The organism is Kiloniella majae, from assembly GCF_002118315.1.
GTDB lineage: Bacteria > Pseudomonadota > Alphaproteobacteria > Kiloniellales > Kiloniellaceae > Kiloniella > Kiloniella majae.
Map to the genome: position 1 here is coordinate 14,361 of NZ_MTSZ01000008.1, position 25,830 is coordinate 40,190.

27 protein-coding genes are annotated in these 25,830 nt (G+C 46.1%); 9 read left to right on the forward strand and 18 right to left on the reverse strand.

The features are described from left to right. Positions 1 to 6 precede the first annotated feature (6 nt). From ptsP to BKB51_RS17820, 8 genes are all read right to left on the reverse strand, one after another. Complete coding sequence (ptsP, locus tag BKB51_RS17785; protein ID WP_085902471.1) at positions 7 to 1,773, reverse strand: phosphoenolpyruvate--protein phosphotransferase; 1,767 nt, start codon at positions 1,771 to 1,773, stop codon at positions 7 to 9. A gap of 105 nt (positions 1,774 to 1,878) precedes the next feature. After that, on the reverse strand, positions 1,879 to 2,127 hold the full coding sequence (locus BKB51_RS17790) for an HPr family phosphocarrier protein (protein WP_085902601.1): 249 nt from the start codon (positions 2,125 to 2,127) through the stop codon (positions 1,879 to 1,881). Between the two features lie 65 nt (positions 2,128 to 2,192). Continuing rightward, on the reverse strand, positions 2,193 to 2,585 hold the full coding sequence (locus BKB51_RS17795) for a PTS sugar transporter subunit IIA (protein WP_085902602.1): 393 nt from the start codon (positions 2,583 to 2,585) through the stop codon (positions 2,193 to 2,195). A gap of 218 nt (positions 2,586 to 2,803) precedes the next feature. Next, entirely contained in the window at positions 2,804 to 3,703 is a 900-nt protein-coding gene (gene rapZ, locus BKB51_RS17800; protein WP_085902472.1) for an RNase adapter RapZ, read from the reverse strand. A gap of 45 nt (positions 3,704 to 3,748) precedes the next feature. Next, entirely contained in the window at positions 3,749 to 4,201 is a 453-nt protein-coding gene (locus BKB51_RS17805) for an HPr kinase/phosphorylase (protein ID WP_085902473.1), read from the reverse strand. Continuing rightward, positions 4,202 to 5,854: a stimulus-sensing domain-containing protein gene (locus BKB51_RS17810; RefSeq protein WP_085902474.1), complete on the reverse strand. Its 1,653-nt coding sequence runs from the start codon at positions 5,852 to 5,854 to the stop codon at positions 4,202 to 4,204. Between the two features lie 32 nt (positions 5,855 to 5,886). Beyond that, positions 5,887 to 6,381, reverse strand: a complete 495-nt coding sequence (locus tag BKB51_RS17815; protein ID WP_085902475.1) for a hypothetical protein — start codon at positions 6,379 to 6,381, stop codon at positions 5,887 to 5,889. An 80-nt stretch (positions 6,382 to 6,461) separates the two neighbouring features. Then, positions 6,462 to 7,160, reverse strand: coding sequence for a response regulator transcription factor (locus BKB51_RS17820; protein WP_085902476.1), 699 nt, complete (start codon positions 7,158 to 7,160; stop codon positions 6,462 to 6,464). On the opposite strand from BKB51_RS17820, the gene BKB51_RS17825 reads away from it, so the two are divergent. Next, positions 7,159 to 7,461, forward strand: coding sequence for a hypothetical protein (locus BKB51_RS17825; RefSeq protein ID WP_085902477.1), 303 nt, complete (start codon positions 7,159 to 7,161; stop codon positions 7,459 to 7,461). The genes BKB51_RS17820 and BKB51_RS17825 overlap by 2 nt on opposite strands. A gap of 45 nt (positions 7,462 to 7,506) precedes the next feature. Beyond that, positions 7,507 to 8,526, forward strand: a complete 1,020-nt coding sequence (locus tag BKB51_RS17830) for an NAD(P)/FAD-dependent oxidoreductase (protein ID WP_085902478.1) — start codon at positions 7,507 to 7,509, stop codon at positions 8,524 to 8,526. A gap of 20 nt (positions 8,527 to 8,546) precedes the next feature. Here BKB51_RS17830 and BKB51_RS17835 read toward each other — a convergent pair whose 3' ends face one another. Further along, complete coding sequence (locus BKB51_RS17835) at positions 8,547 to 9,503, reverse strand: LysR family transcriptional regulator (RefSeq protein WP_085902479.1); 957 nt, start codon at positions 9,501 to 9,503, stop codon at positions 8,547 to 8,549. 96 nt (positions 9,504 to 9,599) lie between these two features. Between BKB51_RS17835 and BKB51_RS17840 the strand changes: the two genes are divergently transcribed. Beyond that, entirely contained in the window at positions 9,600 to 10,856 is a 1,257-nt protein-coding gene (locus tag BKB51_RS17840) for a M24 family metallopeptidase (RefSeq protein ID WP_085902480.1), read from the forward strand. An 85-nt stretch (positions 10,857 to 10,941) separates the two neighbouring features. Here the strand turns inward: BKB51_RS17840 and BKB51_RS17845 are convergent, their stop codons facing one another. Then, a complete protein-coding gene (locus BKB51_RS17845; RefSeq protein WP_407060150.1) occupies positions 10,942 to 11,163 on the reverse strand; it encodes a cold-shock protein in 222 nt (73 codons plus the stop codon). A 402-nt stretch (positions 11,164 to 11,565) separates the two neighbouring features. On the opposite strand from BKB51_RS17845, the gene BKB51_RS17850 reads away from it, so the two are divergent. From BKB51_RS17850 to BKB51_RS17860, 3 genes are all read left to right on the forward strand, one after another. After that, positions 11,566 to 12,363 (forward strand): HugZ family pyridoxamine 5'-phosphate oxidase, encoded by a 798-nt coding sequence (locus BKB51_RS17850; protein ID WP_085902481.1) that lies wholly within the window; start codon positions 11,566 to 11,568, stop codon positions 12,361 to 12,363. A gap of 90 nt (positions 12,364 to 12,453) precedes the next feature. Continuing rightward, the gene (locus BKB51_RS17855; protein WP_198946794.1) at positions 12,454 to 12,894 is read left to right on the forward strand and encodes a DoxX family protein; all 441 of its coding nucleotides are present in this window, start codon (positions 12,454 to 12,456) and stop codon (positions 12,892 to 12,894) included. 117 nt (positions 12,895 to 13,011) lie between these two features. After that, entirely contained in the window at positions 13,012 to 13,791 is a 780-nt protein-coding gene (locus BKB51_RS17860; RefSeq protein WP_158090276.1) for an HAD-IIA family hydrolase, read from the forward strand. 54 nt (positions 13,792 to 13,845) lie between these two features. Here the strand turns inward: BKB51_RS17860 and polA are convergent, their stop codons facing one another. After that, a complete protein-coding gene (gene polA / locus BKB51_RS17865; RefSeq protein WP_085902483.1) occupies positions 13,846 to 16,626 on the reverse strand; it encodes a DNA polymerase I in 2,781 nt (926 codons plus the stop codon). Between the two features lie 236 nt (positions 16,627 to 16,862). Between polA and BKB51_RS17870 the strand changes: the two genes are divergently transcribed. Both BKB51_RS17870 and BKB51_RS17875 read left to right on the forward strand, forming a co-directional pair. Then, positions 16,863 to 18,185 (forward strand): molybdopterin-dependent oxidoreductase, encoded by a 1,323-nt coding sequence (locus BKB51_RS17870; RefSeq protein ID WP_085902484.1) that lies wholly within the window; start codon positions 16,863 to 16,865, stop codon positions 18,183 to 18,185. 112 nt (positions 18,186 to 18,297) lie between these two features. Continuing rightward, positions 18,298 to 18,642: a hypothetical protein gene (locus tag BKB51_RS17875; protein ID WP_085902485.1), complete on the forward strand. Its 345-nt coding sequence runs from the start codon at positions 18,298 to 18,300 to the stop codon at positions 18,640 to 18,642. 108 nt (positions 18,643 to 18,750) lie between these two features. Here the strand turns inward: BKB51_RS17875 and BKB51_RS17880 are convergent, their stop codons facing one another. The 7 genes from BKB51_RS17880 to BKB51_RS17910 form a co-directional block, all read right to left on the reverse strand. Beyond that, entirely contained in the window at positions 18,751 to 19,578 is an 828-nt protein-coding gene (locus BKB51_RS17880; protein WP_085902486.1) for an anti-sigma factor family protein, read from the reverse strand. An 18-nt stretch (positions 19,579 to 19,596) separates the two neighbouring features. Further along, complete coding sequence (locus tag BKB51_RS17885) at positions 19,597 to 20,127, reverse strand: RNA polymerase sigma factor (protein ID WP_085902487.1); 531 nt, start codon at positions 20,125 to 20,127, stop codon at positions 19,597 to 19,599. A 106-nt stretch (positions 20,128 to 20,233) separates the two neighbouring features. Further along, complete coding sequence (locus tag BKB51_RS17890) at positions 20,234 to 21,142, reverse strand: DUF4344 domain-containing metallopeptidase (RefSeq protein ID WP_085902488.1); 909 nt, start codon at positions 21,140 to 21,142, stop codon at positions 20,234 to 20,236. Between the two features lie 150 nt (positions 21,143 to 21,292). Beyond that, positions 21,293 to 21,826, reverse strand: coding sequence for a methylated-DNA--[protein]-cysteine S-methyltransferase (locus BKB51_RS17895; RefSeq protein ID WP_085902489.1), 534 nt, complete (start codon positions 21,824 to 21,826; stop codon positions 21,293 to 21,295). After that, on the reverse strand, positions 21,826 to 23,190 hold the full coding sequence (locus BKB51_RS17900) for a DNA-3-methyladenine glycosylase 2 family protein (RefSeq protein WP_085902490.1): 1,365 nt from the start codon (positions 23,188 to 23,190) through the stop codon (positions 21,826 to 21,828). Before BKB51_RS17900 ends, BKB51_RS17895 begins: the two co-directional genes overlap by 1 nt. 163 nt (positions 23,191 to 23,353) lie before the next feature. Then, positions 23,354 to 24,001, reverse strand: coding sequence for a hypothetical protein (locus BKB51_RS17905; RefSeq protein WP_085902491.1), 648 nt, complete (start codon positions 23,999 to 24,001; stop codon positions 23,354 to 23,356). A 99-nt stretch (positions 24,002 to 24,100) separates the two neighbouring features. Further along, positions 24,101 to 24,280, reverse strand: a complete 180-nt coding sequence (locus BKB51_RS17910) for a zinc-finger domain-containing protein (RefSeq protein WP_085902492.1) — start codon at positions 24,278 to 24,280, stop codon at positions 24,101 to 24,103. 262 nt (positions 24,281 to 24,542) lie between these two features. Between BKB51_RS17910 and BKB51_RS17915 the strand changes: the two genes are divergently transcribed. Then, positions 24,543 to 25,595: an ABC transporter ATP-binding protein gene (locus BKB51_RS17915; protein WP_085902493.1), complete on the forward strand. Its 1,053-nt coding sequence runs from the start codon at positions 24,543 to 24,545 to the stop codon at positions 25,593 to 25,595. Positions 25,596 to 25,830 lie beyond the last annotated feature (235 nt).

Genomic DNA, 25,830 nt, shown 5'->3' on the forward strand with positions numbered 1-25,830 from the left:
AACTGATTACGAGCTATAACGCTCATTATAATCCTGAAGCATAATCGAAATACGCCCGGGATCATGCTGTGTCATAATTGCTTCGGCACGTCGGGTAACATCTTCCATATTTAGCTTGAGGATTCTGTTCTTAACTCGCGGCAAAGCATTAGAGCTCATGGAAAGGTCCCGGACTCCCAAACCAAGCAATAGGGGCAAATAATCCACATCGCCCGCAACCTCACCACAGACCGAAACCGGAATGTGGGCACGACGTGCCGCATCAACAGCAAAAGAGATTAAGCGTAACACCGCAGGATGCAAGGGGTTATAAAGGTAAGCGACCTGCTCTTCTGCCCTGTCGATCGCCAAGGTATACATTGTAAGATCATTGGTTCCGATAGCAAAAAAATCAGCAACTTTTGCAAGGCCATCTGCGGCTAACGCGGCACCGGGAACCTCAATCATAATGCCAAGCGGTGGCAGAGGATCTGCAATGCGGATATTCTGTTTTTTCAAACCTTCTGCAACTTCGGTTAAGGCTTTGCGAACTTCACGAACTTCACTTGGTGTTGTCACCATTGGCAACAAAATACGCAAAGGCCCATGAGCGCTAGCTCGCAAAATTGCCCGCAATTGGGTCTTCAACAGATCGTAGTGTTTTAAAGACAAGCGGATTGCCCGAAGCCCCAGGGCCGGGTTTTGTGATTCTGTGGGATGCGTTCCCAAAGCAGAAACCAGTTTTTCTCCCCCGGCATCAAGCGTTCTGATTGTTACGGGCCGACCGGCCATACCATCAATAATTTCAGCCAGCGCTTCGTACTGCTCCTGCTCGGTAGGCAATTCCTCTCTGTTCATAAAGAGAAATTCAGTCCTCAGCAGACCAACACCTTCAGCTCCATTGGCAACAGCCTGCCCCGTTTCACGCGGTAACTCGACATTGGCTTGTAGTCCTACCCGTTCTTCATCAACCGTTACCGCCGCAATATCACGTAGTCCGGCCAAAACTTTGGCTTCACGCTCAATATCCTTTAAACGAAGCTTGTAATCTTTGATCCTCGCAGGACTAGGGTTAATAATAACCCGTCCATTTGTGCCATCGATAATTATTACTTCGCCGTTTTCCACCCCTTTAAGAAGCCCCGGCACACCAAGAACAGCGGGAAGACCGAGTGAGCGCGCCATAATAGCGGTGTGCCCCTCTGGACCACCAAGCACAGTAGCAAAGCCGCCAATATGGCTGGGATCCATCATCGCGGTATCCGCTGGCGTAATTTCTTCAGAGAGAATAACGGAATTAGGGGTCAGGCCAGAATAAGAATCTTCTTTTGTTTTGGTCAGATTACGAACGATCCGGTGCCCGACTTCGCGCACTTCCTGTGATTTTGTCCGCAGGTACGGATCTTCCATCGACGAGAATTTACGCGCGATCTGCCCGACCTCGGCCATCACAGCTGCTTCGGCATTTTTCTGTCCAGTTTGAATCCGCGCCTCAATACCGCCAATCAAACTAGAGCTTTTAAGCATCTGCATGTGGGCATCAAGCAGGTAACCAAGTTCCTCACCCGCAGCACCATGAAAGTCTTTTGATTGTCCGTGCAACTTGAGAACCTGATTTTGCGCCTTTTGAACAGCATCCGATAAACGCTTTAATTCAGCCGCAATTTTTGCTGTGGGAACTCGGTACTCCAAGATCTGAATATCACTGGATTCACTGACATAAGCAGAACCAATCACCACTCCGGGCGAGACAGCAAGACCTTCGAATATACGTTCACCGGACTGATTGGTCACAGCGCATTCCTATCTCATAGTTGATGCAAAGTGACGACTTCTGTTCACTTCAACATACGCCCCAGCAAGATTACTGGAAAAACTTGGTAGCTTGATTTTACCGGACTAGTCTTCGTCAAACTTGTTCAAAACCAACTCTTCCAAAGCATTCATCGCTTCTTGCGCAGAAGGTCCACTGGCGGAAAGCTCAATTTCACACCCCGGCGCAGCCGCCAGCATCATTAACCCCATAATGGAACACCCCGATACGCTTGTTCCATCCTTACAAACGGTCACATCTGCATCAAAAAGCTCGGCAACTTTTACAAACTTTGCCGAAGCTCTGGCATGCAATCCCCGCTTGTTCAAAATCATCAATGTTTTGGTAAGCAACGTCTATTTCCCCCTTAAAACCCTCAACTACCCGGTTTTAAGCACGCTCAAAGTAACTCTGAAGCAACGTGGATGTACTTACGGCCAGCTTCCTGCGCTTCCAAAACTGCTTCTTTCATGGATTTTGTTTCCCGAAGCCCCGCCAGTTTGATCAAAAGAGGCAGGTTAACGCCGGCAACAACCTCGACATTGGCCTTATCCATAATGGATATCGCAAGGTTAGAGGGGGTACCACCAAACATATCTGTCAAAATCACTACACCGCTACCATCTTCTACTTTTCCAACAGAAGAGATAATTTCCTGACGTCTTTGTTCCATGTCATCTTCAGGTCCAATACACACAGTCTCTATCTGTGTCTGTGGCCCAACAACATGTTCCAATGCTGCCACGAATTCGAGAGCCAAGTCACCATGTGTGACCAGAACCATCCCTATCATGCCTTCCCTTTCCGCAGGCGCTTTCCCTTTATATACGGGAAAATTAACAGCAAACCACGGCTTCATACAAGGCGAAGCAATGCACTTAAGTTAAATATTCTCAAGAAAACGGGTATTTGGGCGCTCACCACGAGAGAAACCACAGTTAATAGAAGTAGATCGAGAGCTGCTTCTTAATTTCTCACTTATCAAATTAAGGTACGAGAACCTAATCGGGACTATTTGTAGCGATCAGGCTCTTTGTCCATATCCCGATGCGCAACAATGATTTGCGGCCAGACATCATCCAGTTCATTGCCCAACCATTCCGTTAAAGCGACGGACCTGTGACGTCCGCCTGTACAGCCAATTGCTATCGTCAGGTAATTTTTACCTTCTTGCTGATAGCGCGCCAAAAGGGGGATTACCAGATCCTTTAAGTGTGATGCGAAACTGGAAAAATCAGAATCTTCGCGAACATAGTCCGAAACAGCTTTGTCTTTTCCCGATAAAGGGCGTAGATGCGGATCATAATGAGGATTTCGCAAAAAACGTACATCAAACATCAAATCAGCTTCTCTCGGCACTCCAAAACGGTAAGAGAACGACATAACCTGTACAGTCATCACACCGCTTTCTTCCAGTCCCAGTAAACTTGTTAAGTTCTGCCTGAAGTCTGCCGATGTGGTGTCCGAGCTATCAATTGCAAAATCCGCACGCGCCTGAAGCGGAGCAACCAGTAAGCGCTCGGCAAGAATACCGTCTTTGAGGGGACGATCTTCGGAAAGTGGATGACGACGACGTGTTTCTTTAAAGCGTCGTTCAAGAACATCAACCGAGCAGTTAAGGAAAACCAGCGAAACATCCAGCTCTGGCCGTTTTTTCAGTTCACGAATGTGCTCAAGAAGGGGTGGCGCAGAAAAATTACGGGACCGAATATCAATACCTACCGCCAGTGGACGTCGGCGCGGTTTATCGCCAATAACAAGGTCCAGTAGATTCAATGGCAGGTTGTCAATTGCCTCAAACCCGTGGTCTTCGAGAACTTTCATTGCTGTGGAACGTCCCGCGCCGGAAAGCCCGGTCACCAGAACAACCCGAAGAGGATTTTCAACTTTAGTCTCTTGAGAAACTGACATAGATACTCGCCCTCGTATCCGACAAATAATAGAAAGAACAATATTTTATCTTACTATATCGCTTTCCGGGCGGGATATGGCAAGTAACAGCTTTGCGACAGTTGAATGATCAAAGCTATGCAGTTTGATATAGGGGATCTCAACGCCTAAAATTTTTTCTTTTTTTACTTCAGGCAATCGGTCAACTTCTTCGCGCGATACAAGATCAACAATCAACCCCACAGACACATCAGAGCAATAAGAGAAAGAAACAATCCCAACCCCTCTGACTTCCAGCTTGCCCGCAATTGTAGGGGGAGGTGACGCAAGAATATTATTTCCCTGTTTGGTAAGAAGAGTTTGATCATCTGAAACAAGTTCAGCACGTCCAGCATCAATAACCCTTAGCGCCAAATCAGATTTTCCCGCGCCTGATTTTCCCCGAAGTAATACAGCTGTTAGCCACCCACTTTTTTCAAAGGCAATGGTCGTACAGTGCAATAGTTGACTGTCAGACATCTATCGCTGCTCTTCCGGTAGAGAGATAATAAAGCGTGCTCCAAGAACACCGTCGTTTTCATCCATCCGGTTCTCTGCAGTTATCGTCCCGTTATGAGCTTCAATAATCTGTTTGGAAATACTCAAACCAAGGCCAGAATGGGTGCCAAACTTTTCTTCCTCGGGCCGTTCGGTGTAAAAACGATCAAAAATTGCTTCAAATTTACCGGGAATAATACCGGGACCATCATCGTCTACAGTGATGATTACTCTTCCCTTTTCCAATTTCGCCGCTAAACGAATTTTACCATCTTTCGGGCTGAATGTTTTCGCGTTCGTCATCAAATTCCGCAAAACTTGACCCAACCGGCCTTCCAGCCCCTGAACACAAAGCTTCTCGTCCGACTTTATATCGGTCTCAAAAACAGGGCAATTTTCATCAACACGTTGAATTTCAACCAGTGCTTCCAGAAGCTTGCCAACATCAACCTCTTCCATCTTCGCGCGGGAAAGCTCTGCATCCAAACGAGAGGCATCCGATATGTCGCTAATAAGGCGATCCAATCGTTGAACATCGTCCATAATAATGGCCAACAGTTTCTTTTGCTGTTCAGGATCATTGATGCGAGAAACGGTTTCCACAGCAGAGCGGAGAGAGGTCAGCGGGTTTTTGATCTCATGCGAAACATCTGCCGCAAAACCTTCAATTGCGTCCATCCTGGCCCACAAAGCTTCAGTCATTGCTCGCAGGGCGCCAGAGAGATCACCAATTTCATCCCCCCGATGCGTAAAGTCAGGTATTTCGTATTCGCGCCCTTTTCCATAACGCACAAAGTCAGCTGCATTTGCCAACCGACGCAACGGACGCCCAATAATGCCCGCGAGATACAGAGATAAAAGAACAGTTACACCCAGCGCCAAACCACAGACCGCGAGAATATCCCGGCGGCGATCCTGCACCGCTTGTGTCACGACCTGCGCATCTTTTGAAAGCATTAGGGCACCAAGCACTTGACGATACCTTTGCACGGGAACAGCCATCGACAAAACAAGGCGGCCTGTTGTATCCGTTCGTACCATTCCAGCAGGCTCACCGTTCAAGGCAATAAGCACTTCGGTATAATCTTCCGCACTCTGATGTTGCGCTTCCCGATAGAGCGGCCAGTCATCATGCCCAGGGAGCCAGTTAATAATCTCTTCGTAAAACAGGATGATACGATCCATCATCCCCATGCCCCCGGGCGGTGGGAGTTCACCGACTTCGACAGGACCACCAACCCCGGCAAGATAAAGGCTATCAGCCAACATTTCCCCGCTGGTCGCAAAGATCCGGGCTCTGACGCCGATGTCGTTTAACATTGCCCGCATCAGACTGCGTGTCAGTTCGGGGACCAATTTTTCGCTTCCCACCTGACTGGCAACAACTGCAGTTGATCCCAAGCTGAGGGAAAAGGCACGCCCCTGTATCGATAATGCATCCAGCTCAGATGCAATAAGGCTCAATCTGTACTGTTCCAGATGCATCAACCCAACGACAGGGATCATCAACACAAAGCTGTTAATCAGGAGAATTTTGTGGGTCAAAGACGAGCGCCATCCCCGCTTGCGCCCTTTACGGTGCTTCTTAACGGTCTGCGCTATTTCAGCTTTTTGCTTATGGCTTTCGTCAGCCACAGTTTCCCCCAAACAACATCAAAAACAAATTATTATAGTTCCGTCAGGATCTTCGCGGCCTGATCATTTAAACTGTAGCAAGTTACCGTTCCGCCGGTTGCCTGTATTTTCCAGGCTTCCAGATAACTCCCGAGATAAATCAGTTTCTCATCAGAAAAAACTGACAGGCTATCCAGATGCTTCTGGCTTCCCCGTTGCCCCCATAAAACCCGGTCAGGGCGCTTCCCTTGCAAATCACAAGGAGCACCCGTTCCCCCGGTTTTCAGGGCCAAGCGAATTATTTTTTCTTGCTGTCGGCTCAAAGATTGCGCAGGCGAATCACCCACGATACCAGCAGAGTTCACCAGAATAATATCGTAATCGGGCAAAACCGGACCAGATGTCTTCGTTCCGGTATTCTCGCTTAGCAACTCTGATCTATTCGACTTCAACTCAGAATGTTCATTGGTTCCATCAAACAATGTAACCAGTCCGAGAACAATCAGCCCCATACCGATAAACAAACCTATGCGTTCCATCTTATCCATCAAAAGACCTCCGTATCACAAGAGCTCTAAGCTCTTTATTACAGCTATCCCCCAGTTGGATATTGTCTTGGATATTTCGCTTATTCACGATAGCGATAGCCAACACCATACAACGTCTCAATTTGGCCGAAATCGTCATCACACTCTTTGAATTTTTTCCGTAATCGTTTGATATGACTATCAATTGTACGATCGTCAACATAGACTGCATCGCCATATGCTGCATCCATTAACTGGTCACGATTCTTCACATGCCCCGGGCGTTGTGCCAAGGCCTTGAGAATTAAAAATTCCGTCACTGTCAGGTTGACGTGCTTCCCTTTCCAGGTACAGAGATGACGAGATGCATCCAGCATCATTTCTCCACGCTGAATCGGCTTTTCACCCTCTTTACCTTCGCTCACATCCTGTTTTGCTTTCTCGCGGCGTAGTAATGCCCTGATTCGTTCAACCAGCAATCTTTGAGAGAAGGGTTTGGTGATGTAGTCATCCGCCCCCATACGAAGCCCCAAGACTTCGTCAATTTCATCATCTTTTGATGTCAGAAAGATCACAGGGATAGAATTTCCTTCCCGAATACGGCGCAAAAGTTCCATACCATCCATTCGTGGCATTTTGATATCGAGAACGGCAAGATCTGCGGGATTGGAAGCCATCCCACGCAAAGCTTCGGAACCATCTGTATAGGTTCGAACTTTGAAACCTTCGGATTCAAGAGCAATAGATACCGACGTTAAAATATTTCTGTCGTCATCTACCAGTACGATGTTGCCTTCCATGCCATTCCTCATTTCAAGTTCAGGGGCCGAGCCTTTATCCGGGGCGACACCCTTATTTCGCTTAAGCGAATCAAATAGTAAGTATCCTGTCACATTAAGCAATGTGGCGCGTGACTATGGCAGCATTTTGTTCCTGAATGGGCACTTATGGGAAGATAATTTTCAAGTTTTGAGCAAAAAAATCCTGATCAACACATTAACAACAATAAAATTACGTTCCCTTTTTAAAGAAAAAACATGGCTTTGGCGTTTTTCTACTATTGAATCGCCTCAAAGCTTAAATACAATGCGCCCTTTATAAAGCTATGTTAAACGCCTTTTATTGGCGATCATAAGGATTATCTGCGTGAGTCAAAATATCCAGAAAACTGACGTTGTTATTATCGGCGCAGGACCAACAGGTCTCTTTTCCGTGTTTCAATGCGGCATGCTTGGCATGAAGACTCACGTAATAGACGCTCTAGAGGCAACAGGCGGACAATGTACGGCTCTCTACCCAGAGAAACCAATCTATGACATTCCCGGATTTCCAACGGTCGCAGCAGCAGAACTTATCGAGCACCTGGAACAACAGGCCGCACCATTTGATCCAGTGTATCATTTAGATCAGCAGGTTTGTGGCTTAGCACGACAGGACGACGAAACATGGCGTGTTACAACCTCCAAAGACACAGTTATTGACTGTAAGGCTGTGATTATCGCGGCTGGCGCAGGTGCTTTTGGCCCTAATCGACCTCCTCTTGAAGCTCTAGAAGACTTTGAAGGAAAGTCTGTCTTTTATTTGGTAAAACGCCGCGAAGATTTCAGAGACAAAACAGTTGTTATTGCTGGTGGTGGCGATAGTGCAGTGGATTGGGCCATGTCTCTGCCACAGGTGGCCAAAAAAGTTTACGTCATCCACAGGCGCGACAAATTCAGGGCCGCTCCAGAATCCGTTGCCAGAATGCGCGCGCTGGCAGAGACTGATAAAGTAGAGATGGTTGTTCCTTACCAGCTTCATGGACTGGAAGGTGCCGATGGTAAACTCTCATCTGTCATCGTCAAGGACCTACAGGGCAACGAGCGTGCTCTAGAAGCTGACATCCTGTTACCCTTTTATGGGCTGGCAACAAGCCTTGGGCCTATTGCGGACTGGGGGTTCGAGTTGGAACGCAGCCATATTCTTGTCGATCAAGCAACTTGCGAAACCAAACAGCCCGGCATCTATGCCATCGGAGATGTTGCAACCTATGAAAACAAGCTAAAACTAATCCTGTGCGGCTTTTCCGAAGCAGCTATGGCCGCTCACGCCATCCACCCGCGAGTATTTCCTGATCAGGAACTGCATTTCCAATACTCAACATCACAGGGTGTTCCCGGAGAATGAGACATCCCAGAATATGAAGCTTATAACTGCGCCTCGGGATCCTGTGTTAATTCGGGAAAATGCTTACTGGTGTAGTCCGCCAAATATTTAGCAACAACTTTGACATTATCGCGAAGCTTAAAACCCTTTGAAGCTACAAGATAATAAGACAGTTTGCTTTGTATTGACTGCTCTCCAACCTTAACCAATTGGCCGGTAGTCAACTCTTCGCTTAACAAATAAATGCTTCCAAGTGCGATGCCCTGTCCCTTCAATGCACGGCCGATCGTATGCGCATAGGTTTTGCAAACTTCTCGCGGCCAGACATCATAACCCTGAACATCAGCCCGCTGGCTCCATACATCCCAATTGACCCAATCCGGCGCAAGAAGAGGAAAGTTAAGTAAGGGCGAACGGCTTCCCGCAGGAACATTTGATAAACTCTCCCCAGGCTTAATCTGAAGTCTTTCGGCAATCTCTGGGTGGGCAACAGGAGTTAAAACCTCGGGCATAAGAGGCCAGCAATCGTGATCAGGCAAATTTCCATCACAATAAACTATGGCCAAATCATTCTTTTTGTCCAACTGCTCGCGCATGATGTTAGACGTTACCAAGTCAACAGAACAGGCAAGATCAGAAAGTCCAAATTCTTTTATTCTCGGTCCCAACCAAAACATAGAAACAGCATTATTAGCTGCAACACGCACAGACCCTGTTACCTCGGGGGTAAAGCCACTAAAAGAAACATCAAGAAAGTCCAAAGCCAAAATAATTCGATCTCGTAAATACTTTCCCTCATTCGTCAGCACTAGTTTACGCCCATGCCGATGAAATAGCGTAACCCCGACGTGCTTTTCAAGCTGCTGTACTCGTTTACTCACTGCCGCCTGAGAAACAAACAGCTCGACGGCAGCACCTGTAAAACTTTCATAACGTGCCGCAGCCTCAAAAAATAACAGGCAATCAAGTGGCGGAAGAGATTTACGATAGTTTTTCATAACTACAGGTTATTAAAATTCACGAATATTACCAGCATTTACCTCAATTCATCATAAAGATATCTCTTAAAGGTACTCAACATAGTGGATAATAAGATGGCAACATTTGATTGGCATGCAGAACGTAGCAATTTATCAGGCATAACGCTTTTAGATCGCGCACCTGAAAGTGAAGGTATCGATTTAAAAGCCGTACGGAGCTATAGACAAAAACAGCTCCGTCAGAAAATGCTCAGCTATGGCATTGATGCAGTTATCTTATCTGACCCTGTGAATATCCGTTATGCTACGGGCACAAGAAACATGCAGGTCTTTTCCCAACGGAATGCACCTTCGCGATATCTGTTAATGACACAGCATAAATCAATTTTATTTGAATTTACCGGATGCCTTCATTTGGCAGATGGCTACGAAACTATCGATGAAGTAAGACTAGCAAAAACGGCAAGTTTTGTAGCTGCAGGACCCGATATTGCTGCCCGAGAAAAACAGTGGGCGCGTGATATGGCAAACACGATCACAGAATTCGTCGGGGAAAACGCTATTGTTGGCTTAGAACGGCTCAATGCCGGTGTTGCAATTGCGCTCCAAAATTTTGGCCTTAGAATTGTCGATGCACAGCAACCTGTCGAAATGGCGCGTGCCATCAAATCCAGTGAGGAAATGAAATGCATAAATGCTTCATTACGAGCCACAGAAATAGCTGTTTCGAAGCTTCGCGAAGCAATCACACCCGGCATGACAGAAAACGAATTATGGGCCGTCCTTCATAAATCAATCATAGAGCAAAACGGTGACTATTGTGAAACACGCCTTCTAAGCGCTGGGCAGCGTACCAATCCATGGTTTCAGGAAACAGCAAGCAATGTTATTCACGAAAATGAACTTGTTGCACTGGATACTGATGTTGTTGGATGCCATGGATACTATTCAGATTTCTCTAGAACTTTTCACGTCGGTCCAAATAAACCAACCAATCAGCAACGGGAATTATATAAAACGGCTTACGAGCAAGTACATCACAATATGGCGATTATAAAACCAGGACTGAGTTTTCGAGAATATGCTGACAAAGCATGGGACATACCCGCAAAATTTTATGAAAACCGATACTATCTGTCAGCACATGGGTGCGGCATGACAGGTGAATATCCATACCTTTATCACCATGGTGATTTCCCTGACGCAGGATATGATGGAATCATTGAGCCCGGCATGACACTTTGCGTGGAAAGTTATATTGGCGAAGAGAATGGAAAAGAAGGTGTTAAATTAGAGCAACAGATCTTGGTCACTCAAACAGGTATTGAGCTTTTGTCCCAATTTCCCTTCGAAGAACAACTATTAGTATAAGCTCCAAGTCAAAAGCAGGGCAAGTGATCATGCCCTGCTTTCCCTTATCACTCGTCCAGCATCGTTACTCTTATATATTCCGACGCTAGCCCACAGGCTGTAACAGCTTGATATTATCAGCAGCCATACGTCCTTTTCTACTTTCCACCAATTCGTATTCGACTTGCTGACCTTCAACCAGGCCTGCCAATCCAGATTTCTGCACCGCGGCAAAATGTACAAATGCATCTTCCCCCCCCGATTGCGGCGTGATGAAACCATATCCCTTTTGGCTGCTAAACCAACGGACAATCCCCTGTTGTATCAAGATTAACTCCTTAAAAAACAAGCGGCACACCCCAGAGGTACACCGCTTATTGTAGCTTTTCCAAACCAGTATCCCTTAATACTGGCAATCGTTAACTCAGATGTCGGGATTTTCGGTAAAAACAAACGGCTTGATAGAAATCAAGCCACTGAAAATCAACAGCAACATTTCCTCAAATAATAGTTTCAATTATGGTTAATATCAATAATAGGTTGTCATTTAACGTCATATTTTTTAATTTTTATAAACATTCCAAAATACTACACTCTGTTTTAGTGAATAATTTCTTGTCCTAAACACAATCTTACTAACGCAGAAATAATCCGTCAGGTTTGTTTTTTCTTTTTAAATTCAATGTAGTGATAAACTTAACTACATAAAATTTCGATCAGGCACGTTAAAATGAATAAAATTAAATCCTCCCCTCATTCAAGCGAAGAAGAAAAAGCGCGAAACCTTATGCGTTGGGCAACAAAAGCCTATATAGCAACAGAACTTTCCCCCGACACAAAGCCAACTGATGCCCCCGGTGGGAAAACGACGACAGTTTCAAATTCCCATCCCTATGCTTCATTGTCACTTGTTACACTGGATCATGACGCAACGCCTTATATGATGTTGTCCGATCTGGCAGATCACAGCCAAAATATGGCACATAACCCAAAAACCGGCCTGCTATTTGATGGTACAGCAGGATATCGTGATCCCTTGGCCGGGGGGCGCGTTACCTTGATTGGCACAATGCGCAAGGTAAATGACGACCGAATGTTACAGCGGTTTTTAACTCGGCATCCAGCATCCAAACTCTATGCAGGGTTCAAGGATTTTAGCCTCTATCGCTACGACATTCAGGAAGCACATCTTATTGGCGGGTTTGCAAAAGCCATTTGGGTACCAGCGGAAAATTTAAAACTGGATTGTACTGCATCCCAAGAACTCATCGAGGCCGAAACATCCATTATCGATCATATGAACAGCGATCATTCAGACGCAATTAATGTGATTGCAGAGCAAACTCTTCGACTGGATCCCGGCAAGTGGCGTATGTGCGGTATTGATCCAGAAGGGTGGGATCTGCACAACGGCCATGTTCATGCCAGGTACCCATTTAACCAACTCGTTACCACAACCACTGAAGCCAGGAATGCACTGGTATCCCAAACCAAGGAAGCCCGAACTATAAAGGTAGAGGCATCCTGATAACAACTTGTTATCAAAAATGTTACTGGTGCTTGATCAATTAAGAAGTCATATGCACTTCATGGAACGCAGTTTAGGGGAATAAACCAAATGTCTATGATCAAAAAAGTACTGCCATATTTACTCGCGATATTTATCGCCTATGTTTTTTTAAGATACCTGCCCTTCAAATTTGCCAAGGGTAGCCACCTTTTTCAAGTTCTCGAAGATTGGAGCGGGCTTGCATGGTTTGAGCCCCATGGTCGCTATTTAACAGGTGGCGCAGAACTACTCGCTTGTATTCTACTTTTTATTCCACGGTTACAATCACTTGGCGGATTACTTTCACTGGCCCTGATGACGGGTGCTATTTTCTTCCACGTCTTCACTCCTTTGGGTATCGACCCTTATAATGATGGCGGGAAGCTCTTCACTCAGGCTGTCGGCGTCTGGTTTTCTGGTCTCATCATCATGTATCTGCGTCGGGATGAGTTTGTACCCCTCTTGAAACATCTGGGAACCGACCCCAAATTTAGTACAAGCAATATGTGATTCGATCTCCAAAATTGACCACATAAAACATGCCAAAGCCCAACCGAACGGTTGGGCTTTTTTATTGACAATAAAATCTGTTACTAAGCCATGACTGACTTCAACAGGATTTTGTTAATGCATAATATTTCAGCCCTTTTATTTGATCTTGATGGCACCGTTTATCGAGGAACAGAAGCCATTCCCGGCGCGAGTAACTTCATTGCCACGTTAAAAAAGCGCGACATTCCCTTTTTGTTTGTGACCAATCGTGGCAATCGCCATCCCTCTGCTGTTGCAGATCAACTTGTATCTATGGGCATTCCCTGCACTGAAGATGATGTCCTGACATCGGCACAGGCCGTTGCAATGGGTTTGAAACCCGGAACAACAATCTATTGCCTTGGGGAAGAGCCACTTAAATCAACTCTCAAAGAAGCCGGTATGAACATCGTGGATAGTGCAGATAATCATGAGGTCGATGCTGTTGTTGTCAGCTATGACCGGGGCATTAACTATGAAAAGCTAAGCCACGCACTACGTTTTATTGATAAAGGCGCGCGATTTATTGCAACCAATACAGACCGCTTGATCACTGTCGAAGACGGTATCCTACCCGAAGCTGGACCATTAGTTGCAGCTGTTCAAGCCGCCACAAACAAAGAACCAGAAATCTTTGGGAAACCCGAAAAACCTATTATGGATGCCGCTTTGAAACGCATAGGAATACCCGCCGATCAGTGTGTGATTATCGGGGATAATCTGTTCACAGATATTCTTGCCGGTCATAAAGCGGGGATGAAATCCATCCTGATTTTAACGGGTGTCGCCAATCGCAAAGACGGTGAACACGCTAAATATAAACCAACATGGATTGCCGAAGACTACAAAGACCTTGCTGACATTTTGTTTGGGTAATAAAAAAAGCCGGGCATTAATCCCGGCTTCTTCATCGTCATTTAGCATGTAGTACTAGTGAGCTTCACCCCAACTACGCCCAACACCTGCATCTGCCGTAAGGGGAATTGAGAGTTTCAGTACGGGATCACAGGCGTTTTCCATAACAGAACGCACGATCTCTGACGTCGCCTCAACTTCTGCTTCAGGGACCTCAAAGATTAATTCATCGTGCACCTGAAGCAACATCTTTGCGTTTAGATCAGCATTACTCAACGCAGCCGGCATCCTGATCATTGCCCGCTTGATGATATCTGCTGCTGTTCCTTGAATTGGCGCATTAATCGCTGCACGCTCACCAAAGTTCTTGCGCATTGGATTTTTCTCATTGATCGACGGTAGATGAATATGACGCCCAAACAGTGTTTTCACAAAACCATGTTTGTGTGCAAATTCTTTGGTCTCTTCCATGTAACGTTTGATTCCCGGAAACCGTCCGAAATAAGCATCGATATAATCTTTGGCGTCTTTTCGGGAAATCCCCAAGCTTGCAGCCAAACCAAACGCGGACTGACCATAGATAATACCAAAATTAATTGCCTTCGCCTGTCGACGGATCATCGGATCCATACCTTCAATCGGTGTATCAAAAACCTGATGTGCCGTAATGGCATGAATATCCTGCCCCTCTACGAAGGCTTGACGCAAAGCATCTTCTTCCGCAATTTCAGCAACAAGACGAAGTTCGACCTGAGAATAATCCACAGAAAGCAGTTTATAACCATCTTCAGCGATAAAGGCATCTCTGATCTTTCGACCTTCTTCTGTACGAACGGGAATGTTCTGCAAGTTTGGATCGGATGAAGATAACCGCCCGGTTGATGCTACAGCCTGTGCATAGGATGTGTGAACACGTCCCGTTTTACTATTAATTTGATCTTGAAGGGCGTCAGTATAAGTACTTTTCAGCTTCGCAAGCTGGCGCCATTCAAGAACTTTAGTTGGTAGGGTATGTCCCTCGGCGGCGAGTCCTTCCAGAATGTCGGCCCCTGTACTGTACGATCCGCTTTTACCCTTTTTACCCCCCGGCAATCCGAGCTTATCAAACAGGATCTCCCCCAATTGCTTGGGTGATCCAATAGTGAAAGGTTCACCCGCGACTTCATGAATCTCTGACTGCAAATCAACCAGACGTTGGGCAAAGTTATTAGAGAGGCGGTGCAGGAAGGGGCGATCCGCTTTAATCCCGCGTTGCTCCATATCCGATAATACCTTTACCAACGGTCGCTCAATCGTCTCATAAACAGTTGTCATCTTCTCTGGAACCAGGCGCGGCTTCAAAGCAGCATGAAGACGATAGGTAATCAAAGCATCTTCTGCGGCATAATCCAGCGCTTTATCCAGAGGCACCTTATCGAAAGTAACCTGAGACTTTCCTGTTCCGGCAACTTCCTTGAATTTAATTGTCGTGTGATCCAGATGTAACTCAGCCAGTTCATCCATCCCATGCCCATGCATCCCACCTTCGAGTACGTAAGATAAGAGCATCGTATCATCAACGGGTGAAACTGAGATTCCGTTTTGAGCAAAAATCACCATGTCATACTTGATGTTTTGCCCGATTTTGAGAACCGATGGATCTTCCAGTAATGGCTTCAAAAGTTCTATGGCACGCGCTTTCGGAATCTGCTTAGGACGATCTGCTGAACCGCCCAACAAATCAAGTCCACCATCACCACTTTCAGAGATAGCAATGTGATCCAAAGGGATATAACAGGCTCTGTTACCTCCCGTGGACAAGCTCACACCGACAAGATTGGCACTCATGGCGTTCAGCGATGTTGTCTCGGTATCAACAGCAACGGTTCCTTTAGACTTAGCCTCAGCAATCCACCGTACAAGCGTGGCTTCATCCTGCACCAATTCATATTCCGGATCACCATCTTCAGATGCAGCTTCATCCGTCACTTCCATTGGGGCGTCCCCTAGGCGTTTTGACATTCTAGCCAACAAGGAACGGAAAGCATTCACTTCCAAGAAGGGACGAAGCACTTCTGCCACAGGTTCCCGTGTCGCAAAGCCTTCCAGTGGAATTTCGACGGGGACATCCTGTTTAAGTGTCACCAACTGCTTACTGATACGCGCCATTTCTGCATTATCCTGCAGCTTTTCCCGGCGTTTTGGCTGCTTAATCTCGCCTGCCCGATCAAGTAAGCTTTCCAGATCCCCATATTCAGTAATCAGCTGAGCTGCGGTTTTTATGCCAATACCCGGTACACCCGGCACGTTATCAACAGAATCGCCTGCTAAAGCCTGTACATCGACAACTTTGTTCGGTTGAACCCCAAACTTCTCAAATACTTCGTCCGGACCAATGATTTTATTCTTCATCGGGTCCATCATCGAGATGCCTGGCTCAACCAGTTGCATCAGATCCTTATCCGATGACACGATGGTCACATCTATGCCTTTTTCCTTGGCCTGACGTGCATAGGTCGCGATTAAATCATCCGCTTCAAAGCCTTTCATTTCGACCTGTGGCAAGTTCAACGCGTCTGTTGCTTCTCTGATAAGCGCAAATTGCGGAACGAGATCTTCAGGCGCTTCCGGTCGATGGGATTTGTACTCTTCATAGATATCCATGCGAAAGCTTGATCGCCCTGCATCAAAGATGACAGCAATACCGTCAGCCTCCATATCGTCACGCAATTTGAGCAACATATTGGTAAATCCGAAAACAGCATTAACGGGTGTTCCGTCAGGGCGAGTCATCGGAGGAATGCCAAAGAAAGCCCGGAAAATATATCCGGAACCATCGACGAGGTAGAGGTGCTTGAAAGGTACGTTATCAGTCATGCTGCACAGAATGCCCAAGCGGCCCGGTTAAGTCGAGCAGGAATGACAGAAATCTCCTCTGAAATCATAAAAATGTGACTTTCCAGAATTCATAAGAAAAGAGCCCGGGGAAATTACCTGATAAAATCAGTCAGTTTTTTTTCAATACGAATGGAATAAAACCCAAACCCCAGACGTTATCCCCACAGTTACAAAGAGAATAAAAATAAATAACTCACTACGTACACGGGGAATACATGACTGAAAAATCATCAAAAAGATTCACAAAAAACTCTGGAATTCCAAAGCTTTTTGACCTCTATTCATCCGATCCAGCTGCCGCCGACTTCAAAATATTCGGCCGCGTTCCAGATCAAAATCGCCGCGGTTTTCTGAAAGGCGCAGGCCTCGCTACAATGGGTGCTATGCTGGGGGCTTCTATTCCCTTTAGCAAAAACATGCCCGCTGGTTTGATTCCAGTTGCCCTCGCCGAGACGGGTGGTGTTATCGAAGGAAAAGACGGACTGACACTCCTTAATGATCGACCTCTTAATGCTGAAACGCCACCACATCTTCTCGATGATGCAATAACCCCGGTAAACCGCCACTTCATCCGTAATAACGGTATCCCACCAGAAGACGTTGATGCAGAGTCTTGGACTCTGACCATTGATGGTCTCGTCGACAAACCCATGAAACTGACAATTGCTGATCTGAAGAGCAAATTTGAAGTTGTGACCAAAGCACTCGTCATCGAGTGCGGTGGAAATGGACGTGCTTATTTTAATCCCCCGGCAAAGGGCAACCAATGGACTCTGGGGGCAGTTGCCTGTTCTCAGTGGACCGGCGTCCGCTTGAAAGATGTTCTGGAAGCTGCAGGCGTTCAGAGCAGTGTAGTTTATACCGCGCATGAAGGCGCCGATGGTCATCTTTCCGGAGACCCAGAAAAGCTGCCAATTTCTCGCGGTGTTCCCATCGCCAAAGCATTGGACCCGAATATTCTGATTGCCTTTGAACAAAATGGCGAACCAATCCACCCCATGAACGGTGCACCATTACGTCTTGTTGTTCCGGGCTGGCCCGGATCTTGTTCTCAAAAATGGATAACGCGCATCTGGCTACGGGATCAGGTTCACGATGGCCCCAAAATGACAGGCAAAGCCTATCGTGTTCCGAACCACCCGGTTTCCCCAGGTGAAAAGGTGGATAAAAAAGACTTTGAGATTATCGAGCGGATGCCCGTTAAGTCACTCATCACTTTTCCACAATCCGGTATAGAAACCACAGATAAGGACATTACCGTTCGCGGTCACGCGTGGTCCGGGGATCGGGATATCAATTCCGTTAAAGTTTCTATTGATTTCGGGGCAACATGGCAGGAAGCCAAATTGGACAAGGCAGCCAATACAGGTGCTTGGCAAAACTGGTCTGCCTCAGTCACCTTACCGGAAAAGGGCTATTACGAAATTTGGGCAAAAGCCACAGATTCAGAGGGAGAAAGCCAGCCACATGCCATTGACTGGAATCCCAAAGGGTATCTGAACAATACAATGCATCGCATCGCTGTTCGGATTTCTTAAACCTATCGCGTTCTTTTTTGCGCCTTGGCGGTGATTTTATCGCCAAGGCAGTCCATGCTATCGTCATGAATATGCGATCAGTGGATATTTATACCTTATGGATAACTATACGATGACAAAAACATCACTGCGTCGCGGTGCTGCAAAAGCATTCCTGTTGGCATCAACACTCTTTGCCTTTGGCAGTCCTAGCCTCGGTCAAGACGCCGACGAAGACGAGTTTGAAGGACTTGTCGCAGGTCCCGGGCAAGAAGAGGTTTTGATCTACTGCTCGGCCTGCCATTCAACTAGAATTGTGCAACAACAAGGGCTCTCACGGGATGAGTGGGCAGAAACACTGGAGTGGATGGTGGAAGATCAGGGCATGAGCGAGATTGAAGAGCCAGACCTTACGTTGATCCTCGATTACCTTGCCAAAAACTATAACATTGATCGTCCTAATTTCCCTGCAAATTAAGATGTAAAACCACATCTGATTGTTAGGTAAAAAAATTCTCAACACAAAGCCGGACAAATAGCTGTCCGGCTTCATCTTTAATTATCGTTTAATTGAAATCAAAACAACCTACGCACAAGGTGTAGACTGCGCGTAGACCTGCTGCATTGCGTATTGTTCATCGTCAGAAGAAGGAAGGTTTCTTTCCCCCTGAAGTTTCAGGTAAGTCGCAATAGAATCAAACCGTTTTTGCTCCATACCTGTTGCCAAGAGAGCAAAACGGAAACGTTTTCCCTTCCAGAAATCAGTTACCAGATTTTTTGTTTCGGAAAAGTTGGAGGGCAATCCCTGAAGCTCACTATTTTTGCGCGTCTGATCATCTTGAAGTGCGGTTACCAACAGAGAAACACGGCAGCCCCGCAAACCCCGATAATGCATCACAATTGCATCATCACGATCAAAAGTGCTGATAGACAAATCCACGAGATAAAGTTTGCTGCCTGTAAGATCCGGCGCTTGCAACGTACCAGATACGGCAGCCGCAAGCAGTGGCTTATATTCAAGCTCTGATACAACAAAGCTTTGACCAGAAAGATCTTCGTGGCGATCCAGCGCCCAGTGCTCAAAATCAGGAGAGGAAAAATACCCCAAAGGAGAAACCATTACAAACAAGACAATAACCGCAGCAAGAATAGAGATACCAGCTACGACCTTCTTGTAATCAAGCACCCTACTTACATTTATGTCAGATACCTGTTCGCTCTGATTCGTCAGAACACTCGCGGCTAACGCATTTTTTAACAGCGTAAGCCGGGCAATTTCAGACGAAATTTCCGGGTCTTTTTCGGCATAACTTTTCACCCATGCCTCTTGGGATGGAGATAATTCACCATCAACAAACGCATTCAATGTTTCCCAATCAGGGCTTTCCCCGATGGGGCGATCCTTATTGGACATAACTAACGATACTCACGATTAACGGGACTCATGTGGGAACTTAACAATCTTTTCGTCCGCCTCTTCTTCCAATCTTTGCAACAACGCTTGTCGTGCACGACTGATCCTACTCATAACCGTACCCGGAGAAATATCCAGCAACTCGGCCACTTCCTTGTACCGTAATCCCAGAATATCCACCAAGGCCAGAACATCTCTATGATCTGCGGAGAGCTCCTCATAGGCCTTTCTGATGGCGAGAGTATCTTCCGGAGCAAGTGCTTGGTCATTGATCTCACTTACCCAACGTTTTTCCTGCGCGAAATATTCCCTACGCACCGTTTTTTTTCTTTGTTCATCAAAGAAGTGGTTGCGAAGAACACGAAACAGCCAAGGTCGCAGTTCGTCCACCGACTTCAAACGGGTTCCAGATTCAAACGCCCGCGCAATTGCTTCCTGCACCAGATCTTCGGCCTGTTCCCGATCCCCACAAAGGGCGATGGCATAAGCTTTCAAATCTGGAACCAGCTTTTCTATGCGTCGACGACTGCCGAAAAATGACCGTAACAAAGGCTTCCCTGACCAAAATCATCTTGAGACAAGATAAATATCACTGTCTCTGATGCGTATTATTTACAGGAAAAGATACAATAATAATCAGATAAGGTCCAAAGCCTTATCCGTTCTCTTCTGCAAGACGGTCATAGATATGGCTGTATTCTGCAATCTGTTCATCACAGAGGATAATTTCAAAGCTTTCCGGATCCCAAAAAGCATTCGCTTCACCACAAGACATCAAACGTAAGGTGATTTTACGCGGCAGATAGAAATTACCCTCAACATAGCTTTCAAATTCATCAAGAATACCATGCACATGCAACCACTCGCGATAGCCCTTGTAACGCGGGTCTGGCTTGTCTTCAACAATCTCAATTCTGTCTGTGCGAATACGATCCCCAAGCCAGTGTGACGCCAACATGTCGTACCACTCATCGGTTTTTTCTTCGTATTCACCAACACATTCGGGCGTGACTAAATCCGCAACATCAAAGTCCGCAGGCAAATCTACATAAACATCCGGATCTGATCCATAAACCATGCACAGGTGTTGCAAAAACCGCTCTGAGTCCAACGAATGTTCTCGCCCCTCACTGCTGTCGCCAAAACTTTCTTCCTCGCTCATGGCCAACCAATAGAGCGCTGTTGAGAAAAGATAATTATCGAGTTGAACTTCCCGCTCTTCTCTCAAATTTCCTTCATTAAGTTCTTCGGTCAGGGCAATGATCGAGAAGTGATCAACGGCATCCTCTTCGTTTTCGCTCAGTCGTAGATTGTACATAGATACAAAGGCATGACCTGCTTCGTGATAGAGTGTGAGCAAGATATTTCCTGCGATAAATTCCTGCGCGGATAGTTCTTCTTCATCCTGTGCCTGCAGTTGCGGAGATAGCAAAATACTACAGCCAAGGATCCCAAGGGTTACAACCCCGAGAACGCAAATCCTGGACACAACACATTTCAAGCCATGAACTATTGTGCAAACTTGCTGCATCAAAGCTTCTATACCCCACAACATAAGCTTCATCACTTGCGACACCTCATTAAAACTCTACGAGCAGAAAATATAAACCGACTTTCGAAAAACGAAAAAGATCCTATATGAGCTTAAACATACGATTAGAGCATAAAGATTATCTTAGTTTACCAGTAAAGGGTATATCAGTAAGGACTGTACCTATTTTAAAAACCGGGTCTTATCCTGGCGGGTGTAGATTACATCTTGCAGGTCAAGTTGTTCCGTTTTCTTAAGAAAGTTCAATTGAATGCCTTCGTGCTCCAACAACCATTGTTTTCTTGCGACACCACCTGCATAACCCGTCAGCGTTCCATTGCTGCCAACAACCCTGTGACAGGGAAGAATAAGGCTAATAGGGTTCCGACCATTAGCACCACCTACAGCACGCACTCCCTTCGGATTGCTCAGCTTCTCAGCAATATCCATGTAGGAAAGTGTTTCCCCAAAGGAAATCTTGGTCAAAATAGCCCAAACTGATTTTTGAAAATCAGTCCCCTGAGGATCAAGCGACAAATCAAATTCTTTTCGCGAGCCGTCAAAATACTCTTTAAGCTGCTGTTTGCAGCGATCTGTGATGGAGCTGGGCTCGACAGCAGTTCGTTCGGAACCACAAAAAATAACGTGTCGAACACCTTTTTCTGACGCTTTGATTTCCACCATGCCAAGGGGTGTTTCGATATAGTCAGTATACATTATAACTGATTCCATAACTGTAAGGTTAGATAGCTTCTCCAAGGGGCCGCCATGTCAGAATTGATCGCTGTTGTATATTTTTGCAGCGCGTTTTTCACACCAAGATCACTATCGAGATAAACGTCTGGGTCACTTTGCCCCCTCATCTGGACATAGCCAATTGTCCACGGTCCAATTCCCTGAAGCTTATGCCAAGTGGACAGGTCATCCGGGATGTCATGATCAAGATAATGTTGTGCCAGATTACGCAACGTTTTCTTGCGTGACATCGGAATCTTCAGAAAATCAAAGTCACTTTCGGCCAAACTTTCTGGCGACGGAAAAATCTTATTGTCACCAATCGAGTTCCCTAACTCCTCCACTAGGGTTCTGACCAATTCATGAGCTGCTGTAACCGAAATTTGCTGCCCCAGAATAGCACGGACACCCGCCTCAAAAGATGACCAGATGCCCGGTAACCTCAACCCGGATTTAAGCGGGAACAGCGGACGAATACAGCCCTCAATATCTGATTCTATAGCCTGAATATCCACATTCATATCCAACACCCTGCGGATATTCGCGACCACCGCTTTCAGATGAGAAAGATCATCCAGACCAATGGTAACGATAAAACGGTTTTTTGCTGAATCATGGCGTGCTGTAAAATGACCTAGAGAACCAAGCCAGTTAAAGGTCCGCCCATAACTGGTTTCATCGCACCATTCCAGCTTGCCTATCGCTCTTTTCGTCAAAAACCTCTGCATGGACGGCCAATCGTAAGGAGGACGGTAGTAGAGATTTAACTGCAAAATATTTGAAGCTGATTGACCCTTTTTCCGTACCTGCGAAGGTGTCAACTTCAGATGTGTTTTGAAACAGTCGTTAAACCGCCTCAAACTCTTGAAACCGCTCGCAAAAGCAACCTGAATAATTGGCAGGTTCGTCTGATGTAATAACTGCTTCGCAAAAAGACATTGTTGATAAAGCGCATATGCCTTTGGCGAGATCCCAAGGCTTTTATCAAAAAGCCGCCTCAGATACCGATCTGTAATACCTAATTGATCAGCGAGTTTTTCAAGTGATCCGTCCTGCAAAGCACCTTCGTCAATCAATCTGATTGCGCGGTCCAATGTCGCGTTTGTTCCTTTCCACGCTGGCGATCCCGGCGCACTGTCAGGGCGACATCTCAAACAGGGCCGATACCCAGCATTCGCCGCCTCTATTGCAGTAGGAAAATATAAGACATTTTTTTCTTTCGGCGGATAGACCGGACAGATCGTACGGCAATAAATCCCTGTGGTTTTTACCGCAGTAAAAAATTTACCATCGAACCGAGGGTCACGGGATAATCGGGCTTTTTGGCAAACTTTTGAATCAAGCATCCGAATCTCTAGCGGGTTAACGAGGTTATATCCATCATCTTAAATCGTAACCCAAAGAATTCTGGCTAAAAACGGAACTGAACGCAAAAGCAGTCAACGCGACTTTCAAGAGGCAAAAAATTTACCTAAGAGTACAAATATATCTTGAATATAAAACCCAGCTCTATTCATTGATTACGATTTTGTCATTAACTGCATACAAGAAACACGGCTCGCCATTAGATTTAACCTCACAATAGCGGATCACTCTATCTTTTAAGTCTTTGTGCGGTGCTGACTCTTTAGAATAAGCAAAGGAATTTGCACCATTGTTGCTTACCGCATAAACAAATGTCAGTTCAGGATTTTTGATACTGATTCTACTTTGATAAACATCAAAGGTTTTTTTTTGACCTTCAGTGAGCTTTCCGCTGAAATTTACGACCTGCTCTTCAACTTTGGCCTTATCTTCTATTCGAGGTCCGCTTCTATCCCATACAACCTTTCCTCCAATATCATAAACTTTACAAACGATACCTTCTGGATTCAAGAAACCTCCTGCCTTGTTTACACATGCTCCATTGGCATAATATTTTAGCTTATTAGCCTTGCGACGACAGTCTCCATAGTCACAAGTGACACCATACCAACTGGACGTACCATCGGTGGACACAGAAAAAATCACGGGTTCATTTTCTAAATATCCTTGATAAGCAACTTTAATTTCTGGACTTAGTTCTATTGGACCAGAACCCGTCAAATTAAGCTGTCTTTTATTACAGCCGGAAAGTGTAATAACCATCCCGACAATAATTATGGCTATACGGAACATTATTCCCCCACTTTATTCTTTGCAGAAAATAAAAGCTCCACACCCAAAGCACTTAGCTTTCAGGTATGGAGCTTTTGAACATATCTTGATTGGAAAGCTTTAGTGACCGCTTCCGCCGCCAGCACCTTCTTTTAGTGTAAAATGCTTACTACAATAGGGGCAGGTAATCTCATTCTTCCCGTTCATGTTGAGATAAACGAGCGGGTGTCCCTCGGGACCACTGCCGCCATCACAGGCAACAACGTTGGTTTCAACCTCTTGCGTTTCAGTAACGGCCATAACTCTTTCCTGACTTCACCCCTTGATTTTCGAACTGAACAACACCTTTTCCTTGCGATCTTCAGCCCACTTTATCTATGGGGGACTTTATTATTGAGACAATAGTCACTATGTAATGATGCTGAAATTCTTTTACCGTCCAGACAGGAAAGTTTCCAGCCTCTTTTTCCAACGGCTTCCTTTTCCCCACCGGACACCAATTTAAACCATTCTAGACCTTCTAAGGTAAACAGCCTTTTAAGGCGGACAGATAGTACATATTATGCCTGACGATCACAGTTACGCCCAAACATCACAAAGTACGCCCGGACGAAACACCCCGGAACAGTCTGAATTACCGGACTCAACAGATAAGGATCCATCTGGCATGCCCACTTACGCCGTTGAACTCGAAGGTCTGACCAAGGTTTATCAGGCCGCCGGAAACGCCGAAGAAAAACGCGCCCTGAGTTCTGTTGATCTCAAAATCCCGCGCGGGAGTATCTTTGGTCTTTTGGGGCCAAACGGCGCCGGGAAATCAACCCTGATCAATATTCTTGCTGGCCTCGTCAATAAAACCAGCGGCTCAGCCAAGATCTGGGGCCATGATATTGTGGACGAGATGCGTCCCGCCCGGATGTCAATTGGTGTGGTGCCACAGGAACTGAACTTTGATCCCTTCTTCACGCCCCTGGAATTGCTGGAACTTCAAGCCGGACTTTATGGTGTTCCCAAAAGTGAGCGCCGCAGCGAAGAAATTCTGGATGTCATGGGTCTCACCGACAAGGCAAAAACCTATACCCGTAGCCTGTCCGGCGGAATGAAACGCCGCTTGATGGTTGGCAAAGCCATGGTGCACAATCCCCCGGTTCTCGTTCTGGACGAACCAACAGCAGGTGTGGATATCGAACTCCGCCAACAGCTTTGGGCCTATGTGCGCGAACTGAACAAACGCGGCACCACGATTCTGTTGACTACGCACTATCTGGAAGAAGCAGAAGAGCTTTGTGATGAAATCGCCATCATCAACCACGGGCAGGTCATTGCCTGTGATACAACCCAAGCTCTACTTGCGCGTATCGAAAGCAAAACGCTTACTCTGACTCTCGGCGAAGATCTTGATAGTCTGCCGGGCAGCTTTACCGCTTTCCACGTTGAGCAAAAATCTGCACGAGAGCTAACCTTCACCTATAAATCCGATGATGGGCAGCTCGCAGAAATCCTCAAAGCAGCACATGTTGCTGGTCTTTCCATTCTGGATCTGACAACAGATCAGGGCGATCTGGAAGATATCTTCCTGCAGCTCACCCGTGGGGCGCATAACGCGACCGCCTAATATGATTTCACAAGTAACATAAGTTTATGAGGGGGAAGATCCTCTTCCCCCTTACCCCCCAAATCTATTTTTTGTCTTTAGATCACTAAATTATCAAAACTGATTTCTTGCCCTGAACCATGGGAAATCAAAAGCTTCTTCCATGCATTTTCCGCTTTAATCAGACTGGCAATTTATAGCCATTAAAGTTAGCTTTTACTCAAAGGCATGAAGACAGAAGTGTAGAGAGACCTAT

What these genes read in the sequence shown, in the direction of transcription:
- BKB51_RS17790 (WP_085902601.1), bottom strand. Translation starts at nt 2,127, where the DNA reads ATGATTTTGAACAAGCGGGGATTGCATGCCAGAGCTTCGGCAAAGTTT.
- BKB51_RS17795 (WP_085902602.1), bottom strand. Translation starts at nt 2,585, where the DNA reads ATGATAGGGATGGTTCTGGTCACACATGGTGACTTGGCTCTCGAATTC.
- rapZ (WP_085902472.1), bottom strand. Translation starts at nt 3,703, where the DNA reads ATGTCAGTTTCTCAAGAGACTAAAGTTGAAAATCCTCTTCGGGTTGTT.
- BKB51_RS17805 (WP_085902473.1), bottom strand. Translation starts at nt 4,201, where the DNA reads ATGTCTGACAGTCAACTATTGCACTGTACGACCATTGCCTTTGAAAAA.
- BKB51_RS17815 (WP_085902475.1), bottom strand. Translation starts at nt 6,381, where the DNA reads ATGGATAAGATGGAACGCATAGGTTTGTTTATCGGTATGGGGCTGATT.
- BKB51_RS17825 (WP_085902477.1), top strand. Translation starts at nt 7,159, where the DNA reads ATGCCATTCCTCATTTCAAGTTCAGGGGCCGAGCCTTTATCCGGGGCG.
- BKB51_RS17820 (WP_085902476.1), bottom strand. Translation starts at nt 7,160, where the DNA reads ATGGAAGGCAACATCGTACTGGTAGATGACGACAGAAATATTTTAACG.
- BKB51_RS17835 (WP_085902479.1), bottom strand. Translation starts at nt 9,503, where the DNA reads ATGAAAAACTATCGTAAATCTCTTCCGCCACTTGATTGCCTGTTATTT.
- BKB51_RS17840 (WP_085902480.1), top strand. Translation starts at nt 9,600, where the DNA reads ATGGCAACATTTGATTGGCATGCAGAACGTAGCAATTTATCAGGCATA.
- BKB51_RS17850 (WP_085902481.1), top strand. Translation starts at nt 11,566, where the DNA reads ATGAATAAAATTAAATCCTCCCCTCATTCAAGCGAAGAAGAAAAAGCG.
- BKB51_RS17855 (WP_198946794.1), top strand. Translation starts at nt 12,454, where the DNA reads ATGTCTATGATCAAAAAAGTACTGCCATATTTACTCGCGATATTTATC.
- BKB51_RS17860 (WP_158090276.1), top strand. Translation starts at nt 13,012, where the DNA reads ATGCATAATATTTCAGCCCTTTTATTTGATCTTGATGGCACCGTTTAT.
- polA (WP_085902483.1), bottom strand. Translation starts at nt 16,626, where the DNA reads ATGACTGATAACGTACCTTTCAAGCACCTCTACCTCGTCGATGGTTCC.
- BKB51_RS17870 (WP_085902484.1), top strand. Translation starts at nt 16,863, where the DNA reads ATGACTGAAAAATCATCAAAAAGATTCACAAAAAACTCTGGAATTCCA.
- BKB51_RS17875 (WP_085902485.1), top strand. Translation starts at nt 18,298, where the DNA reads ATGACAAAAACATCACTGCGTCGCGGTGCTGCAAAAGCATTCCTGTTG.
- BKB51_RS17880 (WP_085902486.1), bottom strand. Translation starts at nt 19,578, where the DNA reads ATGTCCAATAAGGATCGCCCCATCGGGGAAAGCCCTGATTGGGAAACA.
- BKB51_RS17890 (WP_085902488.1), bottom strand. Translation starts at nt 21,142, where the DNA reads ATGAAGCTTATGTTGTGGGGTATAGAAGCTTTGATGCAGCAAGTTTGC.
- BKB51_RS17895 (WP_085902489.1), bottom strand. Translation starts at nt 21,826, where the DNA reads ATGTATACTGACTATATCGAAACACCCCTTGGCATGGTGGAAATCAAA.
- BKB51_RS17900 (WP_085902490.1), bottom strand. Translation starts at nt 23,190, where the DNA reads ATGCTTGATTCAAAAGTTTGCCAAAAAGCCCGATTATCCCGTGACCCT.
- BKB51_RS17905 (WP_085902491.1), bottom strand. Translation starts at nt 24,001, where the DNA reads ATGTTCCGTATAGCCATAATTATTGTCGGGATGGTTATTACACTTTCC.
- BKB51_RS17910 (WP_085902492.1), bottom strand. Translation starts at nt 24,280, where the DNA reads ATGGCCGTTACTGAAACGCAAGAGGTTGAAACCAACGTTGTTGCCTGT.
- BKB51_RS17915 (WP_085902493.1), top strand. Translation starts at nt 24,543, where the DNA reads ATGCCTGACGATCACAGTTACGCCCAAACATCACAAAGTACGCCCGGA.